Origin of the sequence: uncultured Tenacibaculum sp., assembly GCF_947498805.1 — a bacterium.
Classification (GTDB): Bacteria; Bacteroidota; Bacteroidia; order Flavobacteriales; family Flavobacteriaceae; genus Polaribacter.
On the sequence record NZ_CANMLT010000004.1, the window covers coordinates 395,263 to 415,828 of the forward strand.

At 31.8% G+C, this 20,566-nt stretch carries 11 protein-coding genes; 6 read left to right on the top strand and 5 right to left on the bottom strand.

Translation table 11 applies throughout. The annotated features are described in order from the left end of the window. The first annotated feature begins 14 nt into the window (after window positions 1–14). From Q0873_RS10185 to Q0873_RS10210, 6 genes are all read left to right on the top strand, one after another. Complete coding sequence (locus Q0873_RS10185) at window positions 15–1,307, top strand: LuxR C-terminal-related transcriptional regulator (RefSeq protein WP_299106779.1); 1,293 nt, start codon at window positions 15–17, stop codon at window positions 1,305–1,307. Between the two features lie 1,177 nt (window positions 1,308–2,484). Then, window positions 2,485–6,147: an Ig-like domain-containing protein gene (locus Q0873_RS10190; protein WP_299106782.1), complete on the top strand. Its 3,663-nt coding sequence runs from the start codon at window positions 2,485–2,487 to the stop codon at window positions 6,145–6,147. A 123-nt stretch (window positions 6,148–6,270) separates the two neighbouring features. Further along, window positions 6,271–8,349: a gliding motility-associated C-terminal domain-containing protein gene (locus Q0873_RS10195; protein WP_299106785.1), complete on the top strand. Its 2,079-nt coding sequence runs from the start codon at window positions 6,271–6,273 to the stop codon at window positions 8,347–8,349. Window positions 8,350–8,390: 41 nt separating this feature from the next. After that, window positions 8,391–9,314, top strand: a complete 924-nt coding sequence (locus Q0873_RS10200; protein ID WP_299106926.1) for a type IX secretion system membrane protein PorP/SprF — start codon at window positions 8,391–8,393, stop codon at window positions 9,312–9,314. An 11-nt stretch (window positions 9,315–9,325) separates the two neighbouring features. Next, complete coding sequence (locus Q0873_RS10205) at window positions 9,326–11,377, top strand: OmpA family protein (protein WP_299106787.1); 2,052 nt, start codon at window positions 9,326–9,328, stop codon at window positions 11,375–11,377. A gap of 107 nt (window positions 11,378–11,484) precedes the next feature. After that, window positions 11,485–15,300 (top strand): Ig-like domain-containing protein, encoded by a 3,816-nt coding sequence (locus Q0873_RS10210; protein WP_299106789.1) that lies wholly within the window; start codon window positions 11,485–11,487, stop codon window positions 15,298–15,300. A gap of 889 nt (window positions 15,301–16,189) precedes the next feature. Here the strand turns inward: Q0873_RS10210 and Q0873_RS10215 are convergent. From Q0873_RS10215 to Q0873_RS10235, 5 genes are read right to left on the bottom strand one after another with little or no spacing between them, the layout of a single operon-like run. Beyond that, on the bottom strand, window positions 16,190–17,002 hold the full coding sequence (locus tag Q0873_RS10215) for a DNA/RNA non-specific endonuclease (RefSeq protein ID WP_299106792.1): 813 nt from the start codon (window positions 17,000–17,002) through the stop codon (window positions 16,190–16,192). Then, entirely contained in the window at window positions 17,002–17,445 is a 444-nt protein-coding gene (locus Q0873_RS10220) for an acyl-CoA thioesterase (RefSeq protein ID WP_299106794.1), read from the bottom strand. Before Q0873_RS10220 ends, Q0873_RS10215 begins: the two co-directional genes overlap by 1 nt. A gap of 26 nt (window positions 17,446–17,471) precedes the next feature. After that, complete coding sequence (locus Q0873_RS10225) at window positions 17,472–18,536, bottom strand: ABC transporter permease (RefSeq protein ID WP_299106796.1); 1,065 nt, start codon at window positions 18,534–18,536, stop codon at window positions 17,472–17,474. Next, the gene (locus Q0873_RS10230) at window positions 18,536–19,792 is read right to left on the bottom strand and encodes a mechanosensitive ion channel domain-containing protein (protein ID WP_299106799.1); all 1,257 of its coding nucleotides are present in this window, start codon (window positions 19,790–19,792) and stop codon (window positions 18,536–18,538) included. The genes Q0873_RS10225 and Q0873_RS10230 overlap by 1 nt, the downstream gene beginning before the upstream one ends. A gap of 3 nt (window positions 19,793–19,795) precedes the next feature. Further along, window positions 19,796–20,506, bottom strand: coding sequence for a queuosine precursor transporter (locus tag Q0873_RS10235; RefSeq protein WP_299106801.1), 711 nt, complete (start codon window positions 20,504–20,506; stop codon window positions 19,796–19,798). Window positions 20,507–20,566: the final 60 nt, after the last annotated feature.

Below are 20,566 nucleotides of genomic sequence, written 5' to 3' on the forward strand. Positions count from 1 at the left end.
TAAACCTTCAAATAATGAAAACTTTCTTTTTTAATCGTAGAAATATTTTTATCATATTTTTTTTAACAAATACAATTGTTTTTAGTCAAAAAAAAATTGTAGAATTTGGTTCTGAATGGAAGTACTATTCTAAAAAAGAAGCGCCAGAAAAAGGTTGGCAAGTTTTAGATAGTATTACTTCATTTTGGAAAAAAGGCAAGGGGCCATTAGGATACGGCTTAGATTCTATTAATACAATTCTTAATTATGGGGAGGATGAATACAATAAGATTATTACGGCCTATTTTACTAAAACATTTTATGTTGAAAATCCTTACGAGTTTGTTGTTTTCTTAATAGAACTTCAAAAAGATGATGGAATTATGTTATATCTTAATGGACGTGAAATTTTTAGAGAGGACATGCCCTCTGGAAAAATTGTCCACAAAACTTTTGCAAATAGTAGGGTCATCAATAACTATCAAAAGTTTAAACATTCTATCTATATGTCACCAGAAGATTTTAAAGAAGGTGAGAATATTTTGAGTGCTTCTGTACACCAAGGCCATGAAGAATCACCAGATTTATTTTTTGATTTACAATTTGTAGGGTATAAAGATGCTAGTAAGCTGAAAGTTTTAAAAAAGGAAAAAACAATTAAAAACCTCTATCTAGATTTAAAACTAAAAGATCTCGGCTATAAACAAGAGTTGGTAACAAAAATTTCACAACAAGAAAGGTTAAAAAAAGAAGGAGAGAATTATAAATTACTTTTATTTATAGCCTTATTGTTCTTTTTATTGGTTATTGTTACGCTATATCAAGTTTGGAAAAAGAATAGGTTAAAGAGTATAAAACTTATAGAGCTTCAAAATACATTAAAAAATAGAAATCAAATCAAAGATTCTGAAATGATGAACATTTCTTTAAACTCTTTAAATAACAAACAGTTTTTAAAAGTAGTAAAAAACGATCTTGAAAGTAATTTAAAAGAAGATAATATTGATGCTCTTAAAAAAGAATTAAACAAACTCGTATATAGTATTAACTATAATATTGATTCTAGAGAGGATTGGGAAAATTTCAAAAAATATTTTAATATAGTTCATTCAGGATACTTAGATAAGTTAAATGAATTGCACCCTTCTTTATCTGATGCAGAACTTAGACATTGTATTTTTATAAAGCTACATATGCAAACAAAGGAAATAGCAAATGTTTTGCATATAGATCCTCGTACGGTACAATCTTCAAGATATAGAATTAAAAAGAAAATGAAATTAGCAGAGGATGTTAATTTAAAGGAGTATCTCTTAAGTATTTCTTAAATAGTACTATTTGTATTAAACAATTAACTTTTATTATAATTATATGGTAAGGGACTAAAAAATATTTTTAGTCCCTTTTCTTATTGTATAACCCTCAACTAACTTGGTGTTTAATAACCAAAAGAGATGAAGAGTAATAAATACAACTAAAGTATTATTTGAGGTTTTTTAGAGAATAGTCAGGTAAATCTTGTTAAAAAACAAGTTGCAGTAGTTTGTTCTACTAAAAAACACTTTTGTGTGTAGTTTAATAGTAGGCGAAAACACCTCTTTCCTAGAGATAATTTAGATTTTTGAAGTAATAAAATTTTTCACAAAAGAAGTTCTTAGTCTTTATAAAAAATCAATAATACGTATGTGAAACACTTACTTCAGATTATTTAAGGATAGGGTAGTAGTTAGCTTTATTAATCGATTAAAGTTTTATGTAGTATTAGAAACTATTATACAAGTGTGTTTTTGGAGAGTAGAATACATAAGGTGATAGTTTAACAGTATGATGGTGAAGACTAGGAGCGGGGCAAGGGGTTGATAAATTGATGACAGATTTTGGAGGGAGTCTGGTTGTTGGTTTTGACGCCCCTTTTTTTAGTTAAATATTCTTTAGAATAGACTAGCTATGTATGTATTCTAAAGCAGAGATTTATTCAATAAATAGTATTTAAGTACTTTTTACGCCTGCACTAAAAATAGGAATAAGATTTATAGATTGACAATTTTTTTAAAACGAATGTGCATTAAAAGTAATGCAAAAGGATGTTTTTGAATGAGACTTAACTTCATTTTGAAACTGAAGAATAAGTTGTTGTTTCCTTAAATAATTAGATAAACTTTATGTTGAGTGTTATTGCTGTAGATTAATCTATTTAATAATCAAAAGTGAAGTAGTTAAGCTGTAGCAAAAGTTGTGTATTTTTCTTAGTTATCCCTGATTTTTGAACTGTGTTTAAGATGCAAAAACAAGGGGATGTAAATATTAACTAAAAAAAGAACTGCTAGAAGTATTAAAAATGTTAAGCATGATCATCATTATGATGTCTAATGTAGAATTAATTTATTAAATGCTAAGTGCACACTGATGTTTTTGACAGAGTAGCAGCTGTCAGTTTCCTCATGTAAATGTCAGTGTCACTTTTAAAAAACTACAACTCAAACAACAACTAAAATCTTATTATTTATGAAGAAAAAAATTACATTATTTATAATGTTATTAAGCGTCGTTTATTTTGGATATAGTCAATCCGTAAATTTAACTGATGCATTAATTTCACCAGCACCTTTACCTTCAGTTCAAGCGAATGGTACAGGATTGGCTGAATTTAGATTGCAGGAAACATCTGGGACTCCAGTTACATCACCTGTTTTTGGATTCTTATCGAATGTCACAATATCGGTCGATATGGGAGACTATATTGATTTACAAAACGGAATTACTTCATTAGGGGATATTACGATTACAGATGTTGATTCAGGTGCTGATTTGAGCGCATTGTTTACTATAAGTTATGATGCTACTACGAGAATTTTAACATTCGCACAAACCAATGTAAGTATAACTGCAGATGCAAATATTAAGTTCACTTTTCCAATTAAGGTTATTCAAAACTCTAGTTCATCTCAAGTCAACAATGGATTTAATGCAAACGTATTTGCCTTAGGAGCTAATACAAATGCAGAAGGGAGTGCTTCATTTTTTACATGGACAACCAATACAACTGTTGCTATAAATGATATTAACAATACTTATGTAGATGAAGCAATTAGTGGAAATGTATTAACAAACGATTACGATCCGGAAGATGATACACAAACCGTGAATACTACTCCAGTGAATGATGTTAGTAACGGTACTTTGATCTTAAATGCTGATGGAAGTTATACATATACACCAAATGCTGGATATGTAGGACAAGATAGTTTTACTTACGAGGTATGTGACGATGTGAGTCCTGCCTCTTGTGATGAGGGAGTAGTTTTTATAGAAGTACTGCCGAACGGAACAGTTGCAAACGAAGCTCCAATTGCTAATGCAGATACAGTTACCACAGAAGAAGGAACAACTGTAGTAGGCAATGTTGTTAGTAATGATTACGATCCTGATGGAGATCCATTAACGGTAAATATTACTCCAGTAACTAATGTTGGTAATGGTACATTAACCTTGAATACTGATGGTACCTTTACTTATGTGCCAAATGCAGGGTTTGCAGGAACTGATACCTTTACTTATGAAGTATGTGATGATGCAAGTCCAATACCGTTATGTGATATTGCAACGGCGGAAATTAAAGTTAATGCGGATACAGGAAATATTACTGTAGCGAACGATGATGCATATACTACAACGCCAGACGTAACATTAAACATGGGGAATGTGTTAGATAATGATTCAGATCCAGAAGGAGATACACAAACAGTAAATACTACTCCTGTGAGTAATGTTAGTAATGGTACCTTAACCTTAAATCCAAATGGTAGTTTTACATATGCACCAAATACTGGATTTACTGGAACTGACAGTTTTGTCTATCAAGTATGTGATAATGGAACACCTCAAGCATGTGATGAAGGAACAACCATTATTACTGTCGGTGGATTGGCAAATACTACTGTTGCAATTAATGATATAAACAATACCTATATAGGAAATGCTGTAAGTGGGAATGTATTGACAAATGATTACGATCCAGAAGGAGATATGCAGACTGTAAATACGACGCCAATAACTAACGTTAGTAACGGTACCTTAACCTTAAATGGAGATGGAAGTTATACTTACGCACCAAATGCTGGATATGTAGGACAAGACAGTTTTGTTTATGAAGTATGCGACAATGGAAATCCGCAAGCCTGTGATCAAGGAGAAGTGTTTTTAGAGATACTACCTGATGGTACAGTTGCAAACGAAGCTCCAATAGCCAATGCAGATACAGTTACCACAGAAGAAGGAACAACTGTAGCAGGAAATGTTGTCAGCAATGATTATGATCCTGATGGAGATCCATTAACAGTAAACACAACTCCGGTAAGTAATGTTAGTAATGGTACCTTAACCTTAAATACGGACGGTACATTTACTTATGTGCCAAATGCCGGATTTACAGGAACAGATATATTTACATATCAAGTATGTGATGATGCAAGTCCAACACCATTATGTGATACTGCAACGGTTGAAATTAAGGTTAATACAGATACAGGAAATATTACTGTAGCTAATGACGATGCATATACTACAACTGCAGGAGCAACTTTAAATACAGGGAATGTATTAACCAATGATTCAGATCCAGAAGGAGATACGCAAACGGTAAACACAACACCAGTAACGAATGTTAACAATGGTACCTTAACCTTAAATGCAAATGGAACCTTTACATATGTGCCAAATGCCGGATTTACAGGAACTGATAGTTTCGTTTATCAAGTATGTGATAACGGAACACCACAGGCTTGTGATGAAGGAACGGTAATTATTACTGTTGGAGGATTGGCAAATACTACAGTTGCAATCAATGATATAGCAAATACTAATGAAGGGACAACATTAACAGGAAATGTATTAACAAACGATTATGATCCAGAAGGAGATACTCAAACTGTAAATACAACTCCAGTAACTAATGTTAGCAATGGTACGATAACTTTAAATTCAGATGGTAGCTATACTTATATACCAGATGCAGGATTTACAGGAGAAGATAGTTTTATATATGAAGTGTGTGATAACGGAACACCACAAGCTTGTGATCAAGGAGAGGTGTTTATAGAAGTATTACCAGATACAACTTCTTCAAATAATGCACCAATAGCGAATGCAGATACAGCAATAACAGAAGAAGGAACAACGGTAACAGGAAATGTAGCTAGTAATGATTATGATCCTGATGGAGATCCATTAACAGTAAATACAACACCAGTTACTAATGTTAGTAATGGTACCTTAACCTTAAATGCTGATGGAACTTTTACTTATGTACCGAATGCAGGGTTTACTGGCACGGATACATTTACATATCAAATATGTGATGATGCAAGTCCAACACCATTATGTGATACTGCAACGGTAGAAATTAAAGTTAATACAGATACCGGAAATATTACAGTTGCTAATGATGATGCCTTCGATACAGTTGCTGATAAGGCTAATAACAATGTAACAGGAAATGTATTGGATAACGATTTTGATCCAGAAGGAGATATGCAAACAGTGAATACAACACCAGTGAGTAATGTTAGTAATGGTACTTTAACTTTAAATGCAGATGGATCTTTCGATTATCAACCAAATGCAGGATTTGCTGGGCAAGATAGTTTTGTATATCAAGTTTGTGATGACGGAACCCCTCAAGCATGTGATCAGGCAACAGTAATTATTCTTGTTCGAAAATTCACACCACCAGATTATACGGTTTCTATAATTTCAGGAGAGACCAACGTTGTAGGGAAAGAAGGTGAGATTGATTTTGTAGTTTTTGTTGGCGAAGGAAATGGTTTTGATTCTAATGGTATTAGTGAAGTAGAAATTAGAATTTCAGATAGTTCAAACTTCGAGTTTACTTTTGATGATACACTTACGACACTAAATGGAAATACAGTATTTAATACTGATTGGACGTATAAGTTGGAAGGAGGACTTCACAAGTTTGTTTATTCAGGTAATGGAGGAATATTTAAAGGAAATACTTTTTCTAGAATAGGAATAAAGGCAACATTTATTTCACCAGCTAGTTCAAGTGGAGAAAGGCCGTTGAAAGTAACAATTAAATCTACTTCAGGAGGACAGGTATTTATTGGAAATGATAATGATTCTGATAAAATAAGTTATAGTAATAACTAAGAATTAAAAAGATACTAGTGTTGGTATGAATATCAACACTGGTGCCTTTTACTAATTATAAATAAAGTAAGGAATCATTTTCTGAGAAGTAGATGATTTTAATGTTAAAACAAAAAATATCGTATGAAGGGATTTGTTAAGTTGATGACTTTTTTGTTATTGATATTTAACCAGGTTGGGTATGCGCAATCGGTTAACTTACAAGATGGAATGATAAGTCCGGCACCACTGGCTACTTTAGAAAACTCTGGAGAAGGAATAGCTAGTTTTAAAATTCAAGAAACTTCTGGAACTGAAGTGAATACTCCCGTGTTTGGAGGATTACCTAATGTAACTATTTCCGTTGATTTAGGAAGTTACATTGCCTTGAAGGATGGAGATGTGTCTTTAATAACGGGTACATCTGATGGAATAGATGTGATATCTTTATTTGATATATCATATTCGCCATCTACCAATATTTTGACCTTTAATCAGAAGGAGAACTTTCCAGCTGATATGGTAGAGGAAATTAGTTTTCCTATTGTAGTAACTCAAAACTCAACTAGAGAAGAAAATTTTAATGGGTTCATAGCCAATATTGCTGCTAGAGGACCAATGACAAATGCTATTGGTGATACCAGCTTCTTTACGTTTACATCTAGTGCAACATTGGATGTTGTTAAGTCGGTTGTAAATGTACCTTCTAGTTATTCTGTGGGTACCGTAATTGATTATGAAATTGTGGTTACAAATTCAGGAAATGAAATAATTTCTAATGTTGAAGTAACCGATCCGGGAGCAACAATAACATCCGGGAGTCCAATTACAAGTTTAGCCCCAGGAACTTCAACTACTATAGTAGCTAGTTATACGCTAACACAAGATGACATTGATAGAGGAAGTTATATCAACACTGCAACGGCAGTAGGAGATAGTCCTGACGGTATAGATGATGTAATTGTAGTGTCCGATACAGGTACAGATGAAAACGGAAACCTTATCACAGACCCTTTAACAATAGATGGGCCAGATACGGGTAGTGACCCAACTGATGATCCAACAGTACTAGATATTTCAGGAGGTCAAATAACAGCAATGACATTAGTAAAAAGTGTAACATCAAATGGACCCTATTCTGGAGGTTCAATAATAACGTATGAATTGTTGGTAACCAATATAGGAACATTAACATTAAGTAATATTGAAGTAACTGATCCAGGAGCTACAATTATATCAGGTAATCCAATTGCAAGTTTAGCGCCAGGAGAATCTATGAGTATTCAAGCAAATTATACAGTAACTATTGATAATATAAATAGAGGGAGTTATACAAATTCAGCAATTGCAACTGGAGATAGTCCTAGTGGAATAGGTGATGTAATTGTAATATCTGATACAGGAACAGATGAAAACGGAGATGTTATTACAGATCCTTTAACGGTAGATGGACCAGATGCAGGAAGTGATCCTACTGATGATCCTACCGTTCTTAATTTTTCTGAAGGACCCGTATCTAGTCTAACAATGATCAAAAGTGTAATCTCATCTGGACCTTATTCAGTAGGAACTACCATAAATTATGAATTGATAGTGACTAACAATGGAGAAACAACAATCGCAAACATTGAAATAACTGACCTAGGAGCTACAATTATATCAGGTAATCCAATAGCAAGTTTAGCTCCTGGAACTTCTACAAGTGTATTGGCGAATTATACATTAACTCAAATAGATATTAATAAAGGAGTTTACAGTAATTCTGCAATGGCAGTAGGAGATAGTCCTAGTGGAACGGATGATGTAACTGTAATATCGGATGCAGGAACAGATGAAAATGGAGATGTGATCATTAATCCATTAACAGTAGACGGACCAGATGCTGGAAGTGACCCAAGGGATGATCCAACAATTCTAGCATTAAACTATTGCTTAACTGTTTTTAATGAGTTTTCTCCAAATCAAGATGGAGTGAATGACTTCTTTAAAATAGAATGTATTGAAAACTATCCAAATAATACTGTTGAAATATTTAATAGGTGGGGGAATACGGTTTACAAAGTAGGAGAATACAATAATCAGAATATATCCTTTAAAGGAGTTTCAGAAGGAAGAGTAAATATCAATGCCAATGAAGAACTACCTACAGGAACCTATTTCTATGTAATTGATTTAGGAGACGGAAGTAGTTTAATAAAGGGATGGTTGTATTTAAACAGGTAGACTAAGAAAAGATGTATTATCAAATAGAAAGAAAGATTAATATGAGGAAAGTGATTAAAATATGCTTGTTTCTTAGCGTATTTGTTTTAAATGAAATAAAAGCTCAACAAGACCCTCATTATACACAATATATGTTTAACACAATGAGTGTAAACCCTGCTTATGCTGGGTCAAGAGGACATACAGTAATTACGGCCTTGGGTAGAATGCAATGGGTTGGGTTTAATGGAGCCCCAGATACTCAGAGCTTGAGTTATGATAGCCCAATAGGACTTGCAGGATTAGGGCTTGGGTTAAACTTAGTTAATGACAATATTGGTCCATCAAGTGAAATTTATCTTAACACAAACCTGTCTTATACTATACAAACAGGATTTGAAGGGAATTTGGCTTTCGGACTTCGATTGGGAGGAAGATTGCTAAATATAGATTGGAGTAAAGGAACTGTTTCTCAGCAAGAAGTATTGTTTTCTAGAAATATTAATGGAAGATTTTTACCATCAGTTGGAGCAGGAATATATTATCACACACCAGATTGGTATGTAGGGCTTTCAGTTCCAAATTTTATTGAGTCAGAGCATTATGATGGTAGTTTAGGGTCATTAAGAACAAGAGCTGTCGAGAGAATACATTTCTTTTTCATTGCTGGATATGTTTTTGATGTTTCTAAAAGCGTACGATTTAAGCCCGCAATTTTAACAAAAGCCGTTACGGGAGCACCTGTATCATTGGATGTTTCTGCTAATTTTTTATTTAATGATAAGTTTCGTGTTGGATTAGCTTGGAGATGGGATGATTCAATGAGTGCACTATTAGGATTTCAAGTAAGCGATTCTTTTTTAATTGGGTATGCATATGATTTGACAACATCAAATTATAATGTAACCAATAGTGGTACTCATGAAATAATGTTGAGGTATGAAACTATTAGGAGGTTGAGATTTAGATCTCCAAGATTTTTCTAACAAAAGAATTTATGAAAGTATATAAAATAAGAAAGGGAGTATTAACAATTTTACTGCTATTTTTTGCTGTATCCTATTCGCAAAGCCGAAAGATTGCAGATAGGTATTTTAAAGAATTTGAATATGTGAAAGCGGCAGAGTTGTATAAAGAATTATATGCACTAGGCGATCGTTCTAAACATGTTTTGACAAAATTGGCAGATTCTTATTATAATCATGTGAATACAGAAGATGCAGAGTTTTGGTATGAGAAGTTAATGATTGATTTTAAAGGCGGTGTTTCCAATGATTATTTGCTCAAATACGCTCAAGTTTTAAGAAGTAATAAAAAGTATAAAAAATCAGATTCTATTTTTTCATTATTAAGGTCTTCAGGGAAATTGAGATTAAGTTTAAAAGAAAAAGTTTCTGACTCATTATTCGAATTAACTGAAGGGACAGTGGAAAGAATAAACATTAAAAATTTAAATGTTAATTCACAATTTTCAGATTATGGAGGTTATATTTTTAACAATGAGGTATACTATTCTTCTTCCTCAATAGTAAAGGGCAAAGAACAAAAAATGTATGGTTGGAATAATCAACCTTTTTTGAACATTTACAAAGCTCGGATGAAATTGGAATTAATCGGAGCTGATACGAAGAAAGATACTATTTTAAATATCTACAATTCAGAAATACTCAAAGCTCCTGTGACTACTAAATATCACGAAGGGAAACCAATTTTTACAAAAGATGGTAAAACCATGTATTTTACTCGAAACAATTTTAATGGGAAAAGATTAAGTAAGGGGCTTAAAAGTACAGTAAACCTTAAAATTTTCCGAGCAGAAAAGATTGATGATATATGGACTAATATTACTGAGTTACCTTTTAATAGTAACAATTATTCTGTTGGTCATCCAACATTAAGTTTAGATGAGAGAACCTTGTATTTCACTTCGGATATGCCGGGAGGTTATGGTAAAACCGATTTATATAAGGTTAGTGTTGGTATAGATGGGAGTTTTGGAACACCTAAGAACTTAGGAGCTAAAATTAATACTTCAGAAAGAGAGGTCTTTCCGTTTATAGGAAAAGATAATAGACTGTACTTTTCTTCAGATGGACATTTTGGTTTAGGACTTCTAGATATTTATAAAGTAAAAAGTAAGTTAAATAATGAATATCTAGAAATAGAAAATTTAGGTAGCCCATTTAATAGTAGTAAAGATGATTTTGCTTTTTACTTACATGATAATGGTAAATATGGATTCTTTTCTTCCAACAGAAAACAGGGAAAAGGAGATGATGATATCTATAGTTTTTATGTATATGAAGAAACTCCATGCAAACAAAATATAGAAGGATTTTTAATTGATTACAAAACTAAAAAACCAATAGACAGAGGATTGGTCACGATTATAAATCAAAATGGAGAAGTTATAGATGAAGTTTTAACAGATACTGAAGGAAAGTACATACTTCCGAGTATTAAATGTGCCCAAACATACACATTAAAAGGACATAAATTCGATTATAGATCTACCCAAAAAGTAATTAATGTAACTAGTCAACCATTAGGAGATGTTAACCTTTCTTTAATGCCTTTGGTTGTCGAAAATCAGATAGTTATAAAACCCATTTATTTTGATTTTAATAAGTATGACATAAGAGATGATGCAAAATATGAATTAGAAAATATTTATACAATTATGACCCGTCATCCTGAAATAGTTATACGCATAGAATCTCATACTGACAGTAGAGGAACTTTTGAACATAATCTTTCTTTATCAAGTAAAAGAGCCTTAGCAACCAAAAATTACCTTATTAATAGAGGTATTAACCCCAAAAGAATTATAAGTGCAAAAGGTTTTGGAGAATCACGATTATTGAATAATTGTGTTGATGAAAATGTCAAGTGTTCAGAAGAAGAGCATAGTGTAAATAGAAGGTCTTATTTCTTTATAGTAGAAGGACTAAAAGAAATAAAGGCTAGGCAGTTAAAAGAAAGACTAAAAGCAAATGAAAAGATGGAGAATAGAAGAAAGAAGATAAAGGAGTTAAGGAAGCATAAATAACTTCTTAAACTGCTTTTGTTTTAATGAAGTAGTGTAAAAAAGAATCTAATTTTCTATAGTTTTTCAGAAAAATTTATTCGGATAGAATATTAAGTTAAGATTAAAAGATGGAAAGAATAAATAAACAAATAGCTTTTATAGTAGCTGTTTTGATAGGAATACTAATATCAATAACTATTCTATTTAATATTAGAAAAGTACTTCCTAATCAATTAGAGAATCTGTATGTACAAAAAGGTGAAATTGGGTTTGATAAAAAGGATACTATAGAACCTAATACTTATGTAAGCAACCTAATTCATACGGTACAAAGAGACAAAAATCAAACCAATAAGATTCAATCTAACATATTTATTGATGAAAAAGTAAAAGATAAAAAAGTATTGTTGGCGTCTATACAAATGAAAGAAGATGAATATCATTTGTTTTCTCATGGACGTTCGGGAGAATTGTATATAAACAATAAATGGTTAGATAAAAAAGAAATAATCAATTGGTTTGAGTCAAGAGTTGATTTGAATAGAATATCAAAAATTTTTATTTATGGATGCGAATTCGGTAAAGGAATAAAAGGAAAAGAAGCGGTTTCTTTTATTATAGAAAAGCTTGGGGTTAAAGTAGCAGCTTCTAACAATATAACAGGTAAAGAAGGAGATTGGATGTTAGAAGTGGGAAATGAAAAAAAAGAACTTGAGGTGCCAGATTACCAATATAATTTACAAAATCTAATTTCTCCGTATAGATGGAATTATCGCAATGGGGCGGAGTTTGTAAATTGGTCAAACCACAGAGCAATCAATTTAAATAATGGTTATGTAAACCATGGATATATTGAGCAAACTATAAATACAATAGTAGGAAATAGATATACTTTAATTTTTAAAGCTCATAATCATATGACCAATGGATATAGAAACCCGCATTCACTTACATTAAATTTAAGAATAGGAAATGTACACAATGAGAATATAGTTTTACAATCTACACCTTGGCGTCATTCATACACTATTTATGAAAGAACTTTTGTAGCTAATAGTAGCTCAACTATTATTAGATTTCAACATTACTCAGGAGATACATATGAGCATGATATATTAATTTGCAATGATGTGTGTGTGCCGTATGTTCAACCAAGAGACTGCCAACCTGTTAGTGCTTGTGACATTATTGGAGGTAATTTAGACGGTGAAGTTGAGGTGGGTGAAACTTTATCGTATTCAGTAAATGGAGGTACCCCTTCCAATAATACTACTTGGCGTATTACCCCGGCAGATGGAGTTAATGTTTCCAGTGGATCTGGGCCAAATGCAGATAATATAACTTTTAGAGAAGAAGGAAACTATACTATTTCATTTACAAAAACTAACAGCACAGTTCCTTCTGGTTGTACACAAAATAGTTCAGCTACTTGTAGTAAACCTATAATCGTTGCAAGAACATGTTCAACAGGACCAGATTCAGATAATGATGGTGTAAGTGATATTTGCGATTTGGATGATGACAATGATGGTATTTTGGATATAGATGAATGCAAAACAGGAACTGGTGATAATTTAGTTAAGTATGGATCTTTTTCAATAGATCCAATTCCTCAAACTCATTGGTATAGAGCAGTAGAGAGTAGTAATTTTGATACCTCTATAGGGAGAGTATACAGCTATAATATGGGTAGTACTTATAGGAACTCCTCACTTACAAATGGAATTTTTGATGAAGATACTAATCCAAGTACAGGGATTTTTAATGCATTACAAGAAATGAATGGTCCAACTGCTGCTATTGTATATAAGTTTCAAGAACCTTTAGAAGCTGGAATTATATATTCCTATAGTATGGATATTGGAAATAGAGCTTTTGGGGATTTTGATGATTTTTTCGTTCAAATCTATAATGCAGATACAAATAAAGTAGAAGTGGAAATAGTACGAGAAAGAACAAATACATTACCGGGATGGACTACAACGCAATCATACAAACTTTTTGAAGGAACCTTTACTGTTCCAACTACAGGAAATTACTATATATTATGGAGAAATGAAGGTTTTGGTAGTACCGAAGATGATATTTTAATAGATAGAGTGGCGGTAAAAAAAGGAACAGCTTGTGATACCGATGGAGATACTATTCCAGACTCTCTGGATTTAGATAGTGATAATGATGGAATTTATGATGTTGTAGAAGCAGGTACAGCTTCATTAGATACTAATAATGACGGTAGAATTGATAGTATTACTAGTAGCTCTGGAGATATAGATGATGATGGTCTAGCAGATATTATTGAAGCTAGTAATGGAAATGATCAAGGAACTACTCCTAGAGAAACAACGTCAGGAATACCGGATTATATAAATTCAGATAGTGATGCAGATGGTTGTTCAGATGCAAACGAAGGGTATAATAATGGAAGTATTGATGGTGTTGGAAATACATATTACAACCCAAATAATTTACCTGAACCACTTACGGTTACTTCGGGAGCTATTAATGCTGAAGGAAAGGTAGTTGTAGCATCATATATTAACGGAGATATACCAGAAGTGATCGATAGAGATGCTGACAAGTCAATTTGTAATAATAATACATTTGCTGTAAGTGATTTTGTAAATACAAATGAGGGGCAAACAGTAATTGGTAATGTTTTAACAAATGATTACGATCTGCAAGGAGATATACAAAGTCTAAAAATCACACCAATTACAAATGTGTCAAATGGAACATTAGTGTTGACTTCAAATGGAAGTTTTAGTTATACACCAAATGCTGGATTTGCTGGTGAAGACAGTTTTGTTTATGAGGTTTGTGATAATAGGACACCGCAAGCTTGTGCAAGAGCTTCTGTTTTTATTGAAATATTACCTGATGAGGTTCCAGAAAATGAAGCACCCATTGCTAATATAGATACGGGTGCTACCAATGTAAATGTAAGTTTAAGTGGAAATGTACTCAACAATGATTATGATCCAGACGGTGATGCTCTGGAGGTAAATATTGTACCTATTAAAAATGTAACCAATGGTACACTTGTTTTAAATGCAAATGGAACGTTTACTTATACACCTAATATTGGTTTTATAGGAACAGATACTTTCGAGTACGAAGTATGTGATGATGTAGCCTCTGCACCACTTTGTGATACAGCAGTGGTTGAAATAGTTGTAACTCCCAGATTGGAAAATAGTACAATTGCTAATGATGATGCTTTTATTACAACAGCAGATACAGCCGATAATAATGTCACTGGAAATGTGTTGAATAATGATTTTGACCCTGAGGGGCATACCCAAGTAGTAAATACAGCTCCCTTGAATAATGTTAGCAATGGAAATTTAGTTTTAAACTCAGATGGGTCTTTCAATTATCAGCCTAATGCAGGGTTTGTAGGACAGGATAGTTTTGTATATCAAGTTTGTGATAGCGGAATACCACAGGCTTGTGATCAAGCCACTGTTATTGTTTTAGTGAAGAAATTTAGTCAGCCAGATTATACAATTTCTATCGTAACAAACCAAACTAACGTAGTGGGTCAAACCGGAGTCATAGATTTTGTTGTTTTTCTTGGAGAAGTAAATGGTTTTGTCTCAAATGGTATTAACTCTATAGAGTTTAGAATACCGGATAGTTCAAATTTTGAATTTATATTTGATAATGCACTTATAACTTTAAATGGACAACAAGTGTTTAATTCACACTGGGCATATATATTAGAAAAAGGACTTCATAAGTTTATATATACAGCAAATGGAGGAATATTTAAAGGAAACACTTTCTCTAAAGTAGGTATAAAGGCCAGATTTGTATCACCTGCAAATTCGAGAGGAAAAGTTCCGTTGAAAGGAACTATTAGATTTAATTCAGGAGGGCAATCTAATAGAACTAATGATAATGATGAAGATTTAATACAATATAATAATACGAAACTGTAAATAGGAATAATGAATAGCTAATTATCCTATTTTAGAATTGAAAGCAGGTTAAAATAATGGCAGCGTTTATAAAACGCTGCCATTTTGGTTTTTTAATATAGTATATGTATAACTGATACTAATCGTAATCAGTTTTTACCCAGTAAGTATTTGGTTAATGTTTCGTTGTATAATGTTTTAAGTATGTGTAGAAAAGGTTGATTCTTTGGCGAGCCTACAGTTAGTAGTAGATTATTCTATAGGTTTTTAATATTTGTAGTAGATAAGCAGTAGTAAAAAAAGAAGTTTTTTTAGAGGTTGTTATGAAATTAGCAATTCACTAATTCGACGTTTATATATGAATAAAAAAATCCCGTGAGACTAGTTTAAACTCTGAAATTATTCCTGTTAAAGTGATTGCCATAAAATGAGCAGTAGCCAATTGGGATAAATTAAAGAGTAACTATCAATATGTTGTATTACACGCTTTCCCCTAATTTCGATTTCCCCAATATTGAGATGTTACTCTTTTTTTTAAAATATGAAAGAACCTATTAATAAACGAACTAAACGCATTAATAACATGATATAACCTCGGTATGTTTTCTCATAAATTAGACTATCTTTTTTACCGATGTTATCATTAATGCGTTGTTCGTTGTTTAAGTTAATTATTTTAGTAACACTAATATCTATTTATTCTACTTCTTAAAACATCTTTCCCTTAGATGTTGGTGTTACTTTACTAAAAAAAGGATCTTTCTACACTAAAAAAATAAGTGAACATCGGTGTAAAATTTCCCCGAAATTTCCCCTTTTTATGCAGGTGTTTACTTTTTTAGTGTTAGAAAAGAAGAGAGTAGAGTATGGGTGATAAATTGTTATATTATCTAAGGTTATAATTACTGTTTTATCTAAAACTCCAATTTTTATAATTGGTGTTTGCTTCTAATTTGTTTTCAATAGAATTAGGTAAACTAGGGAAAAAATCAATACCTGTTTTTTGTTCTAATTCATCAATGGAAACTACAAATTTATACAAAGGTTTGCTACTGTCTTTATGAGGGATTAAAAAAGCAATTGCTTTGATTTCTGGCTCTGTATAATCTAAAATAATTTTATAGAAATAATTTGGTACTGAAACACGGTCTTTACCTATCGTCTTTAAGTTTTTTTCAAGAATTCCACCCGTAACTACATACAAATGATTGTATTTTTTAGCCCAATAACGAGTTTTTTGCTCTAGTTTATTCCATATTCCAGCATTAAATTGGTGATTCTGAGGAGACACATTAGAGGTGTAGAAAGTTTCATCGTGTGCTTTTTTAGAATATCTTTTATCGCCAGCTGGACATAAATGTCCCTTATCATATCCTGAGTTTTTATAATTTCGCCAATCTGCAGATTTCGTACTAACTTTTGGGTCTACAATGAAAAAAGGACGTTTATGATTTGTATAAACAATATCGTTTTTGTGCAAAGAATAAGCTACCCACTCTGCCTGTTCGTGTTGTTCATTGTATGATAATTGATATCCTTTATGTTTAATTATTGTACCAGTTGTTGAGGTTGGTAAATAGTCAAAACCGGTCTTGTTATGTTTTTCAGAGTTTTCTACTTGCGGAATAGTAGCATTAGTTTGTTCTTCTCTTTGTTGCAACCAATATCCAATAATTAGAACGAGCAGTGTAATAATGGCTTTTATTTTTCTTGAATTGCTCATTAGCTTTTCATAATGATTTCTTTAAAGTCTTCGGTCTTTTCAACTTTATCAAAGATGGTTTGAAATTTAGTTGGAGGAACTGTTAGTTTACGTTTTACTAAATCAAGCCAAGCTCCATAAACCGTAATGATGGCAGATAATTTTCCTTCTTCATTAAAAACTTCATGTTGAATTTTCCAACGTTCTCCTTTGCTAGATAATCCTATTACTTTTAGGTTTACAGTAATGTCAGTTCCCATATGTATTTCTCGTAAAAACTTGGTGTTTTCCTCAAATAAGATAGGTCCTGTTTTTTCTTTTGTGAAATCTTGAATAGTAATGTTGTGTTCCTTGAAGAAACGCAAACGAACTTCAGCAGCATAATCATTATAAGCAGTATGACGCATATGTATATTGGCATCAAAATCTGCCCATCTAGTAGTAAATTTAACTGTAAAACTCATAAAATATTTTTCGGCAAAAGTACAAATTAGGCTTTAACATCTAAAGTATCTCTAAGAGTATTCCCTAATAACATAAAAGCCATTACCAAACTCATAATTGCTAAACCGGGTATTAGAGCTAGAAAGGGTTTTCCTAGAATAATATAATTATAGTGATTTTTAATCATAGCTCCCCAAGAAGGTGTTGGAGGTTGGGCACCAATACCTAAAAAACTCAATCCGCTTTCAATCAAAATAGCAGCGGCAAAATTTGCAGCAGAAATTACAATGATAGGAGCCCAAATGTTAGGAAGAATATGTTTGAAAATAATTCTAAAATCAGAAAAACCTAAAGCTTTAGCCGCTTCTACATATTGTTGTTGTTTGCTAGTAATTACTTGTCCGCGAACAACACGTGCAACTTCTACCCACATGGTTAATCCAACTGCAATAAACACTTGCCAAAATCCTTTTCCTAAAGCCAAGGTAATGGCTATTACAAGTAGTAATGTTGGTATGGACCAAGTAATATTAATAAACCACATGATTAAATTGTCAATTTTACCTCCAAAATAACCAGCAATAGCACCTATTGGAATTCCAATTACTAAAGAAATAAAAACAGCAATGAAACCAATAAAAAATGAAATTCTAGCACCTATCAATAAACGACTTAATAAATCACGACCATATTTGTCTGTTCCTAGCCAAAATGTTTTTTGTTGAATATACTGGGTGTATGATTTAGGAAACTCTTCTGGTAAACCATCAGCATACTTGATTACTTCTAACTTATCATTTTTAGTGTCGAATGATTTAATTGGAATTTCGGTAATTGAATTTTGTTTTCCATCCATGAAAATAGAAAGCCAAGATTGATCTGTGGTATTTTCAGAAGGAATAGATAGCATTTGAACAGAAAAACCAGGAGTTTTTGAATGAATTTCTAAATGCATTTGATTGGCTGAATTACTATTGTCTGGCGCTAAGACATAGCAAAAAACAGCAACAACCCCACAAAAAATAATAAACCAAAAACTAGCTAAGCCAGTTTTACTTCGTTTAAATTTTTGTATGGCAATTTGCCATAAAGATGTTGAGTCTTTGTTCACTATAGTTTTTTGTTAAACGTTAAAATATCCTTACTAGATGGTGCTTCAAAAATTTCTAAATTGAAATATGGAACACTTGCTAAGATATGATCAAAAATATCAGCCATAATTCTTTCGTATACACTCCATTCTTTTTCATTACTAAAAGCATAAAGTTCTAATGGAATTCCATGTATAGTTGGTTGTAATTGTCGAGTCATAAATAACAACTCCTTATTTACTTTGGGGTGTGCTTTTAGATATTCATCAATATAAATTCTAAAAACTCCAAAATTAGTGAGATTTCGTCCATTAATTAACAAGCTTTTATCAATGTTTTCCTTTTTATTATATGCATTAATCTCAGATTTTTTTTCTGTAAGGTATTCTTTAATAAGAGTGATTTTTTTTAAAGAAGTTATTTCATTTTCGGTTAAAAAATGAATACTATTTATTTTTATAAAAATTGCTCGTTTCATTCTCCTTCCTCCGGATACTCGCATTGCTCGCCAATTCTTAAAAGATTCTGAAATTAAAGAATATGTTGGGATGCTTGTTACAGTGTTATCGAAATTTTTCACAATTACTGAAGTTAAATTGATTTCTGTGACATTACCATCTGCCCCATATTTAGACATGGTAATCCAATCATTTAAACGAACTGTATCATTAATAGAAATTTGAATACTTGCAACAAAGCCTAATATAGTATCTTTAAAAATTAATAATAGTACTGCAGAAAAGGCACCTAAAGCTGTGAAGAAACGAACTAACGATTTATCTGTAATTAAAGAGAAAGAAATCAATAATCCAATCATCCAAAGTAGGACCATGAAAATTTGGGTATAACTCTCAAGTGGTTTGTCTTTAAAAGAATTAAATGTTCTCAGAAAGTCTTTAATACTAAGAAGCACACTTCTAATAAACCAGATACTCATAAATACAATTAAAAGAGAACAAAGAATCATGACATATTTATATACCCATGGAAAATCTATTAGAATATCATGTAAGAAGGTATAAATTAATACAAGTACAATAATTCTGGAAATATTTAGGAATACTAAATTTTTAATAAGAATGTCATCAAATTGAGTTTTGGTTTTACTAGCTATTTTATGGATTAGTCTACTTCCAAAATAACGTAAAGATTTAAAGATGATAAATCCTACAAGAGCTATTAAAATAAAGTTGCTAATAACATTTAAATAAATAGCTATTTTATCTGGTATAGATAAGGTATTCGTGTAAAAATTGTAAAAAAATCTACCTAACATTTTTTAAGAATCAAAATTATGAATTTCTTCACCAACCTTTAAATTGAATTTTTTTCTAAAGCCATAAACCAATGCATATAATAAAGGAGTATCAATAGCTGCGATAAATATTTTAAAAATAACCCCGCTTACTAAAAGACCTCCAAATTTATCCCATGCAATAATTTCAAAAGAGCATAATAATAAAAGTACTGTAAGGGTATCTATAAATTGCGAAGCAAAGGTTGAAAAATTATTACGTAACCATAAGTGTTTTCCTTTCGTGTAATTTTTCCAAAAATGATAAATTCTAATATCTATAAACTGTGCAAATAAATAGGCCATCATTGATGCCAAAACAGCCAAAGGAGTTGCTCCGAATACTAGGTTAAATGTGTTGTTATCAACAGGTGACCATTCTGTTGCAGGAACATATTTACTAACATAAATAATTCCTAATGAAAATAAAGAAGCAAAAATACCTGCTATTACAACTTGATTAGCTTTTTTTCTACCATAGATTTCAGATAATACATCTGTAATAAGGAATGTAATAGGGTATGGAAGTAACCCAACTGAAATTTCAAATAACTTAACATCTAGGATTTCCATGTTAAGTGGATACCAATAGAAAAACTTCTGAAAAATTAGATTCGAAGTAACTAAAGAAGCAATAAAAAGTGCCGCTAAAATTAGGTAAATAAGTTGTGCCTGTGATTTCTGTTGTGACGTCATAAAACGAAGATAGTAATTTTAAAAATTGTATGTTTGCAGCGTTAAACAAACAACAAAAAA

Bases quoted from the DNA above. Each gene is read 5' to 3' on its own strand.
- Q0873_RS10210 (WP_299106789.1), top strand. From the start codon at position 11,485: ATGGAAAGAATAAATAAACAAATAGCTTTTATAGTAGCTGTTTTGATA.
- Q0873_RS10230 (WP_299106799.1), bottom strand. From the start codon at position 19,792: ATGTTAGGTAGATTTTTTTACAATTTTTACACGAATACCTTATCTATA.
- Q0873_RS10220 (WP_299106794.1), bottom strand. From the start codon at position 17,445: ATGAGTTTTACAGTTAAATTTACTACTAGATGGGCAGATTTTGATGCC.
- Q0873_RS10195 (WP_299106785.1), top strand. From the start codon at position 6,271: ATGAAGGGATTTGTTAAGTTGATGACTTTTTTGTTATTGATATTTAAC.
- Q0873_RS10190 (WP_299106782.1), top strand. From the start codon at position 2,485: ATGAAGAAAAAAATTACATTATTTATAATGTTATTAAGCGTCGTTTAT.
- Q0873_RS10185 (WP_299106779.1), top strand. From the start codon at position 15: ATGAAAACTTTCTTTTTTAATCGTAGAAATATTTTTATCATATTTTTT.
- Q0873_RS10215 (WP_299106792.1), bottom strand. From the start codon at position 17,002: ATGAGCAATTCAAGAAAAATAAAAGCCATTATTACACTGCTCGTTCTA.
- Q0873_RS10235 (WP_299106801.1), bottom strand. From the start codon at position 20,506: ATGACGTCACAACAGAAATCACAGGCACAACTTATTTACCTAATTTTA.
- Q0873_RS10200 (WP_299106926.1), top strand. From the start codon at position 8,391: ATGAGGAAAGTGATTAAAATATGCTTGTTTCTTAGCGTATTTGTTTTA.
- Q0873_RS10205 (WP_299106787.1), top strand. From the start codon at position 9,326: ATGAAAGTATATAAAATAAGAAAGGGAGTATTAACAATTTTACTGCTA.